The sequence below is a fragment of the Gordonia zhaorongruii genome, from assembly GCF_007559005.1.
Lineage (GTDB): Bacteria > Actinomycetota > Actinomycetes > Mycobacteriales > Mycobacteriaceae > Gordonia > Gordonia zhaorongruii.
The window spans coordinates 119,927-132,532 of sequence record NZ_CP041763.1; the positions used below are offsets into that span (position 1 = coordinate 119,927).

Below are 12,606 nucleotides of genomic sequence, written 5' to 3' on the forward strand. Positions count from 1 at the left end.
GGCCGCGTGCTCGGCGAATACTCAGGTTGTGTCCGATAGGCTGACCTGTTGTGACGGACAACAGCAATTACGATCTGATCGTCGTGGGTTCCGGCTTTTACGGACTGACCGTGGCGGAGCGTGCAGCGACCCAGCTCGGAAAGCGAGTGCTCGTCGTCGACCGTCGGAACCACATCGGCGGCAACGCGTACTCGGAAGCCGAGCCGGAGACGGGCATCGAGGTCCACAAGTACGGTGCGCACCTCTTCCACACCTCCAACGAACGAGTCTGGGAGTACGTGACCCAGTTCACCGAGTTCACCGGCTACCAGCACCGGGTCTTCGGCCTCTACGAAGGCCAGTCGTACCCGCTGCCGGTCGGACTCGGACTGATCAACCAGTTCTTCGGGAAGTACCGCACGCCCGACGAGGCGCGGGCGCTCATCGCCGAACAGGCGGGCGAGATCGACAGTGACGACGCGGAGAACTTCGAGGAGAAGGCGATCAGCCTGATCGGTCGGCCGCTGTACGAGGCCTTCTTCAAGGGATACACGGCCAAGCAGTGGCAGACCGACCCGAAGAACCTGCCCGCAGGCAACATCACGCGACTGCCGGTCCGCTACAACTTCAACAACCGGTACTTCAACGACAAATACGAGGGCCTGCCGCGTAACGGCTACACGGCGTGGCTGGAGAACATGGCGGCCGACGAGCGCATCGAGGTGCGCCTGAACACCGACTGGTTCGACGTTCGGGACGAACTGCGTGCCGCCAACCCCGACGCTCCGGTGGTCTACACCGGCCCGATCGACCGGTACTTCGACTACTCGGCGGGCGAGCTCGGCTGGCGCACGCTCGATTTCGAGACCGAGGTGGTCCCGACAGGTGATTACCAGGGCACGCCGGTGATGAACTACAACGACGCCGACGTACCGTTCACGCGCATCCACGAGTTCCGGCACTTCCACCCGGAGCGCAAGGAGTACCCGACGGACAAGACGGTCATCATGCGCGAGTTCAGCCGTTTCGCCGAGCAGGGCGACGAGCCTTACTACCCGATCAACACTCCGGACGACCGGGAACGCGTCGCCGCTTACCGGGAGCTCGCGAAAGCGGAGACCGCCGACAACCGAGTGCTCTTCGGCGGACGCCTGGGCACCTACCAGTACCTCGACATGCACATGGCGATCGCCAGTGCACTGACCATGTTCGACAACACGCTTGCGCCGCACCTGAGCGACGGTGCGCCGCTGGCGTCGGGAGCGGAGTAGATGAGCACCGAGTCCACCGCCGTCAGCCTTCTGCAGCGGGTCATCTTCCCGCGTCCGGGTGAACCACTCGATGTGCGTTCGCTGTACCTGAACGAGGCCGAGGCCAACGACGGACGCGCGCACGCCCCCAGCCGGACCAGCGTCAAGCTCGGTGCCGATTCGGAGGCCAGTTTCGCGACCTACTTCAACGCATTCCCGGCGTCGTACTGGCGTCGCTGGAGCATCCTCGAGTCCGTGGTCCTGCGCGTGGAGGTCAAGGGCACCGCGCGAGTGGACATGTACCGATCGAAGATCGACGGTTCGCGCATCGCCATCGGCGGCGATCTGGTGCAGACCGATCCGGATTCCGGCGTCGGTTCGCTCGAACTCGCCACCGACCTCGGCCCGTTCGAGGACGGCGGCTGGATCTGGTTCGACGTCACGACCGACTCGGAGACCGAGATCCTCTCGGCCGGCTGGTACGCACAGGTCGACGTGCCGGAGACGGCCGGTCGCAAGGGCGTCACCGTCGGCATCCCGACGTTCAACCGACCGACCGACGCGGTCGCCGCCCTCGCGGCCCTCACCTCCGATCCGTTGGTCGACGAAGTGGTCGACGCCGTGCTGATGCCCGACCAGGGCAACAAGAAGGTCGTCGACGAGTCGGGTTACACCGAAGCCGCCGGCGCCCTCGGCGACCGTCTGCACATCTTCGACCAGCCGAACCTGGGTGGCTCGGGTGGCTACTCGCGCATCCTCTACGAAGCGCTGCGCCTCACCGACAGCCCGTACATCCTGTACATGGACGACGACATCATGATCGAGCCCGACTCGATCCTGCGTGCTCTCGCGCTGTCCCGGTTCGCCAAGTCGCCGATGCTGGTCGGCGGGCAGATGCTCAACCTGCAGGACCGCAGCCACCTGCACTGCATGGGCGAGGTCATCGACCGGAACCGCTTCATGTGGACTGCGGCGCCGTTCGTCGAGTACGACCACAACTTCGCGAAGTACCCGCTGACCGACAAGAAGAACTCGAAGAATCTGCACCGCCGGATCGACGTCGAGGGCAACGGCTGGTGGATGTGCATGTATCCGCGTGAGGTCGCCGAGACGATCGGGCTCCCGCTTCCGCTCTTCATCAAATGGGACGACTGGGAGTTCGCGCTGCGTGCGGCTCGAGCCGGATACCCGACCGCAACGGTCCCGGGTATCGCGATCTGGCACATGGCGTGGAGCGATAAGGATGACGCCATCGACTGGCAGGCGTACTTCCACCTGCGCAATCGCCTGGTCGTCGCATCGATGTACACCGATGGCCCCATCGACGGCATCCTCAAATCGATGGCGAAGGCCACCGCCAAGCACCTGCTGTGCCTCGAGTACTCGACGGTCGCCATCCAGAACGAGGCGATCCGCGACTTCCTCGCGGGCCCCGATCACATCCGGTCGATCCTGCCGACCGCACTCGGCAAGGTCGCCGGGATCCGCAAGCAGTACCCGGACGCCGTGGTGCTGCCGTCGGCCACCGAGCTTCCGCGGACCACGGGCGAGGCGACCGGATACGGCGTCGCCATTCCGACGAGCCCGTTGGCCAAGGTGAAGACATTGGTGTCAGCGGTCGTGAACAACGCCCGACCGGCCGACCCGCGCCATCACGAGGTCCCGCAGGCGAACTACCCGCCCATCGAGGCCCGCTGGTTCTCGCTCGGCCGCGTCGACGGAGTCACGGTGACCACCGCCGACGGTCGCGGCGTCGTGTACCGCAAGCGTGATCGTGAGAAGATGCTGGCGCTGGGCCGCGAGTCGGCCGCACTGGTGCGCGAACTCCGCGAGCGTTTCGACGACATGCGCGTCGAGTACCGCGACGCGCACGACGATCTGGCGAGCAAGGAGAGTTGGGCGCGTGTCTTCGGAATCGACTGAGACGACGGTCGTCGGACCGGCTACCGGTGAAGCGGCCGGACTCGTAGCCATCCAGTCCGTCCTGGCCGATCGTCCCGGCGTGCTGCCCGCCGCCCGCGGGCTGTCGCACATCGGCGAGCATTCGCTCGGCTGGCTCGCTCTCGCGGGTGCGGGCGCGCTCGTGTCCTACCGCCGGGGCGACGAGACCAGTACGCGCCACTACCTGGAGGCCGGCGCAGGTGCGTTCACCGCGCACGCCGCTTCGGTCGTCATCAAACGCATCGTGCGGCGTCGGCGTCCGAGCCACCCGGACATCCGAGTCGGGGTGAGCACGCCGAGCAGGCTGAGCTTCCCGTCGAGTCACGCGACGTCGACGACGGCCGCGGCGATCCTCCTGGGCCGGGCGGCGGGTCTGCATCCGGCCGCACTGCCCGCTGCGCTGGTTCCGCCTATGCTCGTTTCACGTTTGGTGCTCGGCGTCCACTACCCTTCCGATGTGGCCGCGGGTGCTCTCGTAGGTGCCCTGACGGCCGGCGCGGTCGTCGCCGCTGATGCAGCGCTGCCCGCCCCGGGCGAATGAGAAGCGAGGAACTTAGATGAGCGAGGAGCCGAACGAGCGCGACGTCGTCGGTCCGCCGAAGAATCTGGCAGCGGGTCTGGTCAAGGCCGTCCGCCCGCGTCAGTGGGTCAAGAACGTCCTGGTGCTCGCAGCGCCGATGGCCGCGGGAACGGACGCGCTGACCGATGGCGGCAAGATGGCCAACGTCGGCCTCGCCTTCGTCGCCTTCTGTCTGGTCGCATCGTCGATCTACCTGATCAACGACGCGCTCGATGTCGAGGCCGACCGGCAGCACCCGACCAAGCGCTTCCGGCCGATCGCCGCAGGCGTCGTGCCGGTCAATCTGGCTTTCGGTCTCGCCATCGTGCTGGGTGCCGGGGCCATCGGAGTGGCGCTGATCGCCAACTGGCAGACGGCGGTCACCATTGCGGTCTACCTGGCGATTCAGCTCGGTTACTGCTTCGGCCTGAAGCATCAGGCCGTCATCGACATCTGCATCGTCTCCTCGGGCTTCCTGCTGCGGGCGATCGCCGGTGGTGTGGCCGCGGACATCGAGCTCTCGCAGTGGTTCCTGCTGGTGATGGCTTTCGGCTCCCTCTTCATGGCGGCCGGTAAGCGCTACGCCGAACTGCAGCTCGCGGAGCGCACCGGCGCCAAGATCCGCAAGTCGCTGCAGTACTACACGACCACCTACCTCCGTTTCGTCTGGACGCTGTCGGCGACGGCCGTGGTCCTCTGTTACGGACTGTGGGCGTTCGACGGCACTCACACGGAGAACGTCTACTACGCGATCTCGATGGTGCCGTTCACCGTCGCCATCCTGCGGTACGCAGTGGACGTCGACGGCGGTCAGGCGGGCGAGCCGGAGGAGATCGCGCTCGGCGACCGTATTCTGCAGGCGCTGGCGATCGCATGGGTGGTGCTCGTCGCGGTGGCCGTCTATGTCCCGGTCTGACCCCGGTTCGTCCGGCCCAGCTTCGTCCGGCACAGCTTCCTCCGGCGCAGCTGCGTCCGGAGTCACCGCTCCGGCCGGAAAGAAGCGCTTCATCGCGCCGGTCGCGAGCTTCTCCGTCGGCGCCATCGCCGTCACCGTGCTGTTCGCCATCGGCGCCTGGCAGCGCCGGTGGATCGCCGATGACGGACTGATCGTCCTCCGGACGGTCCGCAACCTGCTGGCGGGCAACGGCCCGGTGTTCAACGCGGGCGAGCGTGTCGAGGCGAACACCTCGACCGCCTGGACCTACCTCGTCTGGTTCTTCTCGTGGGTGACCAAGGCCGAGCAGACCGAGTACGTGGCGTTGTGGCTGGCGATCACCCTGTCGGTCGCCGCGATTCCGATCGCGATGTACGGCACCGCCCGCCTCTACGGAACCCGGGTGACCGGGGCCGGCGTCGGACTGCTGCTTCCGTTCGGCGCGATCGTCTACATCGCGATCCCGCCCGCTCGCGACTTCGCGACCTCCGGACTGGAGAACGGGCTGACGATCTTCTGGGTCGCCGTGCTGTGGTGTCAGTTGGTGGCGTGGACGCGCCGACGCGGCAACAACGCCGACCCGGGTTCGGGATTCGCACTCCTCGTGCTGGCGTTCACCGCCGGCCTGGCTCCGCTGGTCCGCCCGGAAGGCGCGATCCTGGGTGCCCTCGTTCTGCTCGTGCTGTTCGCATCGCGAATCGGCTGGAAGATGCGAGTCGCGATGGTGGTCGTCGCCGGCGCACTGCCGATCGGATATCAGATCTTCCGGATGGGCTACTACGCTGTGCTGGTTCCCAACCCGGCCATCGCGAAGGATGCCAGCGGTGCCAAATGGGACCAGGGATTCGCGTATCTGGGGAACCTGTTCGGCCCGTACACGCTGCTGGTGCCGGCCATCGTGGCCGTTCTGCTCGGGATCGTCGTGGCCGTCGCCGGGCGGATGAATCGGCGGAGCGCACAGATCGCTGAATCGGCATCCGAGTCTGAGTCGACCGACGACGCCTCCGACGCGGGAGCGCATCCGTCGGGCCGCCGCGGGTTCGGCGCCCGGTGGGCCGCATTCTCCGACGGTCTGCAGACGCCGAAGGTGGTGGTGATCACCATCGCGTTGTCCGGGCTGATCCTCGCCGTCTACTGGGTGCGTCAGGGCGGCGACTTCATGCACGGACGCGTCCTGCTGACACCGCTGTTCGTGCTGCTGCTCCCGGTGATGGTGGTGCCGGTGGCGCTACCGGACTCGGTGCGCACGCGCAGCGGCAGGCTCCGGTTGGCCGCTGGAATCGCGGTGATCGTCGGATGGGGCGCCACGGTGTGGTGGGGCGCTGCCGTCAACCAGACCGTGCTGCCGAATGCGGGCATGGACATCGGCCGCAGCGGCATCGTCGACGAGCGTCGCTTCTACGTCGCCAACATGGCGAACGAGAACCCGGTGACCGCCGATGACTACCTCGAGTACCCGCGGATGCGCGCGATGGTCGAGAAGATCAACGAGATCCGCGACACCGGCGGGGTGATCCTGTCGTCCGCGAACTACGACGAGTGGTACGTCGCACCACTGCCGGACAAGCTTCCACCCGACACGCCGCGCCAGGTCTCGGTCTATTTCCTGAACCTGGGGATGACCAGTATGAACGCGCCGCTGGACGTGCGGGTGATCGACCAGATGGGTCTGGCGTATCCGCTGGCGGCCCATACAGAGCGCCTGAAGGACGGCCGGATCGGGCACGACAAGAATCTGTCGAGCGCGTGGGTGGTCGCCGAGAGCGGTGGCGTCACCCGAGGGCCGGGCCTTCCGGGCTTCGTCGACTCGGACGAGGTGCGGATGGCGAAGGCCGCGTTGCAGTGTCCGGCGACGCAGGAGCGGTTCGCGTCGTACCAGGATGCGTGGAGTTACGCGCGTTTCAAGGCGAACCTGAGTGACGCCGTCGACCTGAACGGATACCGGATCTCGCGCTTCCCGAAGTACGAGATCCAGCGGTGCGGTCTGCAGATGCCGCCCGGGCTCCATGTGAAGTGAGCCAGAGTGACCTGAGACTCATCTGAGTGACACCTGTGACCAGGAGTTGCCGAGACTGATCTCAGAACGGTAACGTCCGTCCTCGATCAGTCGATATTAGTTGGGAAGGGCTGAGGGCCGAGAGGTCACAGCACGGACGAGCAGGCTGCACCATTACCGACACGGGTGATCCGCATCACAGCGTTTGGGATGGTGCACCTCTCCCGATAGACTCCGTCTATTCCGTTCTCGGATGGGCGTGTGTGGATCGTGAGATGGCATTGGCCGGGAAGCGGCGCACAGGTGGAAGCTCCACCTCGGCACCGGAACAACGTTAGGGAGATTTCAGGCAATGCGCGAAGCGAAGAGGGTGTGGCGCTCCGGTAGCCGTCGGCTCACAGCGATCCTTCTCGCGGTGGTCACCGCAGTGAGCATCGTGGGAGTCTCGGTCGGTACGGGTACCGCCGAGGCGGCAGGCCGAACCGCCTGGGTCGACGCCTGCGGCATGCCCACCGGCGGTTCGTTCGGTAAGACGGGCAACGGCAAGGTCAAGATCCGCTACTGGAAGAAGCCCGGCAACCGTCGCTCGGTGATCATGCTCGACGGCATGCGCGCCGGGTACGACCGGAGCGGCTGGGAGAAGAACTCCAACATCCAGAACCTCGTCAACCACGGCGTCAACGTGGTGGAGCCGGTCGGCGGCCCCGCGAGCTTCTACACCGACTGGAACGCCCCCTCGAACTTCAACGGCCAGCGCGAGCGCTACCGCTGGGGCTGCGTCATCGACAAGCGCGTCGTCCCGTGGATGAAGAGCGCGGGTTTCCGCGGCAAGTTCGGCAAGAAGTACGCCATCATGGGTCTGTCCATGGGTGGTAACGCCGCTCTGGCGCACGCCGCGAACCGTCGCGACCTCTACTACGCCGGTGGCTCGCTGTCGGGTTACAACTTCCTGACCGCTCCGGGTATGCGCACCGCACTCCGGATGGCGCTCCTGGACGTCGAGCCGCAGCCGTGGAACGTCGACGCGATGTGGGGGCCGCCGTGGAGCCCGCGCTGGGCCGCCAACGACCCGGCCCGCCTCATCAACAAGATGCACGGCATGAAGGTCTTCGTCGGTTCGGGTAACGGCCTGTTCGGCCGCTACAACCGCCCGGAGAACACGGTCGATGACCTGTTCAAGGGCACTCCGCTGGAGATGCTGGCCTTCGCGCAGACCAAGGCCTTCGAGGTGAGCGCCCGCGTGCAGGGTGTGAACCCGATGACGCACTACGCCAACGGCACCCACACGTGGGGCTACTGGCAGGACATGGTGTGGAGCGCCCTGCGTCAGGGATTCTTCCGCTGACCTGAGCGCACCGCCGAACGAGGCGCCTCCCGTGAACACACGGGAGGCGCCTCGTTTTTCGTTGTCTGGGTTCGGCTACGGCTTGCATATGTGCCGGGTGTGGTTCCTGTGACTTGCCAACACGTACCGCCTTCGAGCACCATTAGTCACACAATTCACACGCGTCACAGCGTGGCGCGCACACTTCACGGTTGCAGCCGTGTAGAAAACACTCAGGCGCCCACGTTCTCGTGTGTGCAGGAGTAGTTGACCCGGGGTACCTCGAGGAGCAGGCAGTGAAGAATCCGAAGACGACGGCAACGTTGCGCAAGGCACTCGCGGTGGTTGCGGTCGCCGCCACGGCGGGGCTCTCCGCCGCACCGGCGTACGCAGATCCCGCGCCTGCGCCGAACACTCAGGTGGCACCCCACGTCACGCCGAAACCCGCCGACAAGAAGTCGGATAAGAAGGCTGACAAGAAGGACGACAAGAAGTCGGACAAGAAGAAGGACAAGAAGGCAGATAAGAAGGACAAGAAGGACGACAAGCGGGACAAGAAGCCCGCTGCTCGCCCCGGTCCCCCTGCCACCGTCAAGAAGGTCAACTGGTACTCGGCGCACCGGGTCGCGCTCTGGGTTCACTCGCCTGCGATGGACACCGACATCCAGGTCCAGCTGCTCCTGGCCCGAGACTGGTTCGCCAAGCCGGAGAAGAAGTTCCCGCAGTTGACGATGCTCGACGGTCTGCGTGCCCAGGACGACCAGAACGGCTGGCTCCTCAATACCAACGTCGAGCAGTTCTACGCCGACAAGAACGTCAACGTCGTGCTGCCCGTCGGCGGCGAGTCGAGCTTCTACACCGACTGGAAAGAACCCGACAAGGGGAAGAACTACAAGTGGGAGACGTTCCTGATGAAGGAACTGCCGCCGATCCTCGAGAACGACTGGCGCTCCACTGATGTCCGCGGCGTCGAAGGCCTTTCGATGGGCGGCTCGGCGGCGATGATGCTCGCCGCGCGCAACCCCGGCTTCTACAAGTTCGCCGGTTCGTTCTCGGGCATCCTCCAGCTCACGTCCTACGGCATGCCGCAGGCCATCCAGTTCGCCGTGAACGACGCCGGCGGCTACGACTCGCGCAAGATGTTCGGTCCGCCGAGCGACCCGGCGTGGAAGGCTCACGACCCCTACCTCCTGGCGAAGGAGCTCAAGGGCACCAGTCTGTACATCTCGTCGGGCAACGGTGTGGTCGGTCCCCATGACAAGCCGTCCGACATCCCGCTGCTCGCCACCAACTACTCGGGAGTGGGACTCGAGGTTCTCTCGCGTGTCACCAGCCAGCAGTTCGCGGCCAAGCTGAACAAGCTCGGGATCAACGGGCAGGCCGTGTACCGCCCGTCGGGCACCCACACGTGGCCGTACTGGGAGTTCGAGATGACCCAGGCCTGGCCGCAGGTCGCCGGTGCTCTCGGAATCGCAGGTGACAAGGTGCAGTGCAAGGTCGGCGGCGCGTTCAAGAAGGCGCCGCAGGTGCGCGGCCTCGGTGGTTGCCTCACACCCGAGTACGCGGTGCCGGGTGGCCGGGCGCAGGACTTCCGCAACGGCCGGATCTTCACCGGTCCGAAGGGCCCCAAGGTGGTCGGCGGTGCGATCGGCGGCGTCTACGTGCCGGCGATGGCCCGACTCGGACTTCCGACGAGCGACGAGCGTCCGGGTCGAGATGGGGAGAAGTACAGCACCTTCGAGCGCGGCAAGATCGTGTGGTCGCCGAGGACCGGAGCACGAGTCGAGTGACCTCGCGCACGCGGTGTCTGAACAATGCCTGAGGATTCCCCATGGTTTCGGCTGGTAGACGCCGTGAGAAGCGGATTCGGCCCTTCTGTGAAGGTAGGATCACCGACATGAGTGCGAAGTTCTTGCGTGTTGCGATGACCGTCGGTGCACTGCTCCTCGGGGCAGGTGCGCTGGCCGGTTGCAACGACTCCACGACTGCGAGTGCGCCGATCGGGACCGAGTCGGTCACGACCACGTCGCTGAAGCAGTCCGCGTCGACCGGCAGCTCGAGTTCGGCCGCGCCGAGCTCGTCGGAATCCTCCGAGGAGGCGGAAGCGGGAGCGTCGAAGGCGTCGGAGTCGGCGCCGGAGACCAAGCCCAACGGCTCCACGAAGGTGCCCCGCAACTTCCCGGGCAACGTGCCTGCTCCGTCGGGGGTCAAGCTGACCGACAAGCAGAAGGCGTACCTCGCCGACCTCGATCGTCAGAACGTCGAGTTCAAGGGCGACACCGATAACAACGTCGCGCTGACGATGGGCACCTACGTATGCCAGTCACGCGAGCAGAAGACTGACAACACCATGGTCAACGCGTTCGTGCGTGCCGCCATCGGTCCGATGACCGAGAGCGACGCCGAGGCGAGCTCGAAGGCGACCAAGGTGATCCGCGCCGCGGATCGCAACCTCTGCTGACCGCGTGAGCAAGTCTCGTAAGTCGAGTGGCATAGGCCGGATCGGCAAATTCGTCGGCATCGTCGCGCTCCTCGGGTTCGTCGCGCTCGTGCTCGTCGTCGTGCTCGTGGTGCAGTGGCTCAAGCCGGAGCCCGCCCCGCCGGGTGGGCCGGGTGAACCGCCTTCCTCCAGTGCGCCGGAGCGGCCGTCGTCGCAGCCCGACGACTGTCCGGATGTCCTCGCGCTCGTGGTCCCGGGTACGTGGGAGTCGAAGGCGAACGATGATCCCTTCGATCCGACAGCCAACAAACGATCGCTGATGCTGCGGGTCTCCTCGCATCTGCAGGAGCAGTTCCCGAAGGACCGGGCCGAGGTCTACACGGTGCCGTACAAGGCCAAGTTCCGTAACCCGGCCAATCCCGGCGATCGGCAGGCCACCTACGACTCGTCTCGGGCACAGGGCAAGCGCCGGGCGGTCGCTGAGATCGAGAAGACCTACGATCACTGCCCGCTCACGAAGTACGTCCTGATGGGCTTCTCGCAGGGTGCGGTGATCACCGGCGATATCGCGTCCGACATCGCGAACGGGCGCGGCCCGATCGAGAAGCACGATCAGGATCTCGTCCTCGGTGTCGGCCTCATCGCCGATGGCCGCAGGCAGTCGGGTGAGCAACACGATGTGGGGTCGAGTCCGGAGGGGATCGGCGCTGAGGTCTCGCTCGGCGGTCTCTCCGGAATCATCCCCGGCACCACGATGACCGGTGCGCGGTCCGGCGGGTTCGGCGTGCTGCGCGATCGTGTCTACTCGATCTGTGCCAAGGGTGATCTGATCTGCGACGCCCCGACCGTGACCAGTCCGATCAAGGCGATCGGCCAGTTCGCGAACGCCGCCAACAACCCGGTGCACGCGATGTACGCGACGACGAAGTACTGGCAGGCGGACGGTGGCGCGACGGCCACCCAGTGGATGTCGGGCTGGTCGACTTCTCTGATCAGGGACGCCGACTGAACCACCGCGGAGGGGCGGAACCGGGCGAAATCGGTCGCGCGCGGTTGGGAAGTGGCACCGTGCCTGCGGTAGCCTTCCGAGGTTGAGGCCTCGGCGCGTGTCGGGGCGTGCACACGCAGATGAGGAGACGCGCCACGTGAGCACCCCAGACTCGTCGACGCACAACGCGGACGGATTGCGGAAGTTCCGCTTCGGCGCCGGCGGCGAAGGCAACAAGGACGAGGGCGGCGCCCGCAAGTTCGTGAAGCTGGCCCAGACGGCCGAGGAGTACGGGTACGACACGTTCGCCATCCCGGACCATCTCGGCAATCAGGTCGGCCCGCTCGCCGCGCTCGGCGCTCTCTCCCAGGCCACCAGCACCATCCGCCTGGCGACATCGGTTCTGGCCAACGGTTTCCGTCACCCGGCTGTCCTCGCCAAGGAGGCGACCACCATCGACGTGCTGTCGAAGGGTCGCCTCGAGCTGGGGATCGGCTCGGGATGGATGAAGGACGAGTTCGACAAAGCCGGTATCGAATTCGGTACTCCGGGCCAGCGCATCCGTCGTCTCGACGAATCGCTGACCATCCTGGATCGCCTCATGCGCGGGGAGACCGTCGACTTCGACGGCGAGTTCTACCAGATCAACGCCCTGCAGGGCACCCCGCGTCCCCGTCAGGGGCCGCGTCCCCCGATCGCCGTCGGTGGCGGTGGCCCGAAGATGCTGGCGCTCGCCGCCAAGCATGCGGACATCATCTCGGTGGCCACCGGCTCGACCAAGGAAGGTCTGCTGCGTCTCTCGGACATGACGATCGAGAAGACGACCGAACGCGTCGAGCGGATCCGTGAGGCCGCTGGTGACCGTTTCGACGAGATCGAACTCAACTGGACCATCGCGACCATCGTGGTCACCGACGACCGGGTCGCGACGGCCGAGATGGCATTGAAGGCTCTGGAGCAGGGCTACCCGCCGAACATCGCGCGCGACGTGGAACTGTCGGTCGACGACATCCTGTCGTCGCCGTATCTCGCGTTCGGCACGTTCGAGGAGATCGCGGAGCAGATCCGCGAGGTGCGTCGACGCACCACGATGAGTTACGTGGGTGTGTTCCCGACGCAGATGGATGCGTTCGCACCTGTTATTCCGCTTCTGCGGGGAGAGTAGAATCAACGAGGTTTTCGTGCGGGATGAGGC

The 12,606-nt window shown here is 65.9% G+C and carries 10 protein-coding genes; all 10 read left to right on the plus strand.

The genetic code is table 11. The features are described 5' to 3' along the window. The first annotated feature begins 50 nt into the window (after window positions 1-50). The 10 genes from glf (at window position 51) to FO044_RS00630 (ending at window position 12,576) form a co-directional block, all read left to right on the plus strand. Complete coding sequence (glf, locus tag FO044_RS00585; protein ID WP_132992764.1) at window positions 51-1,250, plus strand: UDP-galactopyranose mutase; 1,200 nt, start codon at window positions 51-53, stop codon at window positions 1,248-1,250. Beyond that, window positions 1,251-3,152 (plus strand): glycosyltransferase, encoded by a 1,902-nt coding sequence (locus FO044_RS00590; protein WP_132992765.1) that lies wholly within the window; start codon window positions 1,251-1,253, stop codon window positions 3,150-3,152. It begins immediately after the preceding gene. Continuing rightward, the gene (locus FO044_RS00595) at window positions 3,133-3,711 is read left to right on the plus strand and encodes a phosphatase PAP2 family protein (protein WP_132992766.1); all 579 of its coding nucleotides are present in this window, start codon (window positions 3,133-3,135) and stop codon (window positions 3,709-3,711) included. Before FO044_RS00590 ends, FO044_RS00595 begins: the two co-directional genes overlap by 20 nt. A gap of 16 nt (window positions 3,712-3,727) precedes the next feature. Then, window positions 3,728-4,645 (plus strand): decaprenyl-phosphate phosphoribosyltransferase, encoded by a 918-nt coding sequence (locus FO044_RS00600; protein ID WP_132992767.1) that lies wholly within the window; start codon window positions 3,728-3,730, stop codon window positions 4,643-4,645. After that, window positions 4,632-6,680 carry an arabinofuranosyltransferase AftB family protein gene (locus FO044_RS00605; protein ID WP_235831385.1) on the plus strand — a complete coding sequence of 683 codons (2,049 nt, stop codon included), beginning with the start codon at window positions 4,632-4,634 and terminating at the stop codon, window positions 6,678-6,680. The genes FO044_RS00600 and FO044_RS00605 overlap by 14 nt, the downstream gene beginning before the upstream one ends. Before the next feature lie 331 nt (window positions 6,681-7,011). Continuing rightward, window positions 7,012-8,004: an alpha/beta hydrolase gene (locus FO044_RS00610; protein WP_132992768.1), complete on the plus strand. Its 993-nt coding sequence runs from the start codon at window positions 7,012-7,014 to the stop codon at window positions 8,002-8,004. Between the two features lie 275 nt (window positions 8,005-8,279). Then, window positions 8,280-9,773: an alpha/beta hydrolase-fold protein gene (locus tag FO044_RS00615; RefSeq protein WP_186290565.1), complete on the plus strand. Its 1,494-nt coding sequence runs from the start codon at window positions 8,280-8,282 to the stop codon at window positions 9,771-9,773. Between the two features lie 107 nt (window positions 9,774-9,880). Then, on the plus strand, window positions 9,881-10,444 hold the full coding sequence (locus FO044_RS00620; protein ID WP_132992769.1) for a hypothetical protein: 564 nt from the start codon (window positions 9,881-9,883) through the stop codon (window positions 10,442-10,444). A gap of 4 nt (window positions 10,445-10,448) precedes the next feature. Then, entirely contained in the window at window positions 10,449-11,432 is a 984-nt protein-coding gene (locus FO044_RS00625) for a cutinase family protein (protein ID WP_132992770.1), read from the plus strand. Between the two features lie 136 nt (window positions 11,433-11,568). After that, the gene (locus tag FO044_RS00630) at window positions 11,569-12,576 is read left to right on the plus strand and encodes an LLM class F420-dependent oxidoreductase (RefSeq protein WP_132992771.1); all 1,008 of its coding nucleotides are present in this window, start codon (window positions 11,569-11,571) and stop codon (window positions 12,574-12,576) included. Window positions 12,577-12,606: the final 30 nt, after the last annotated feature.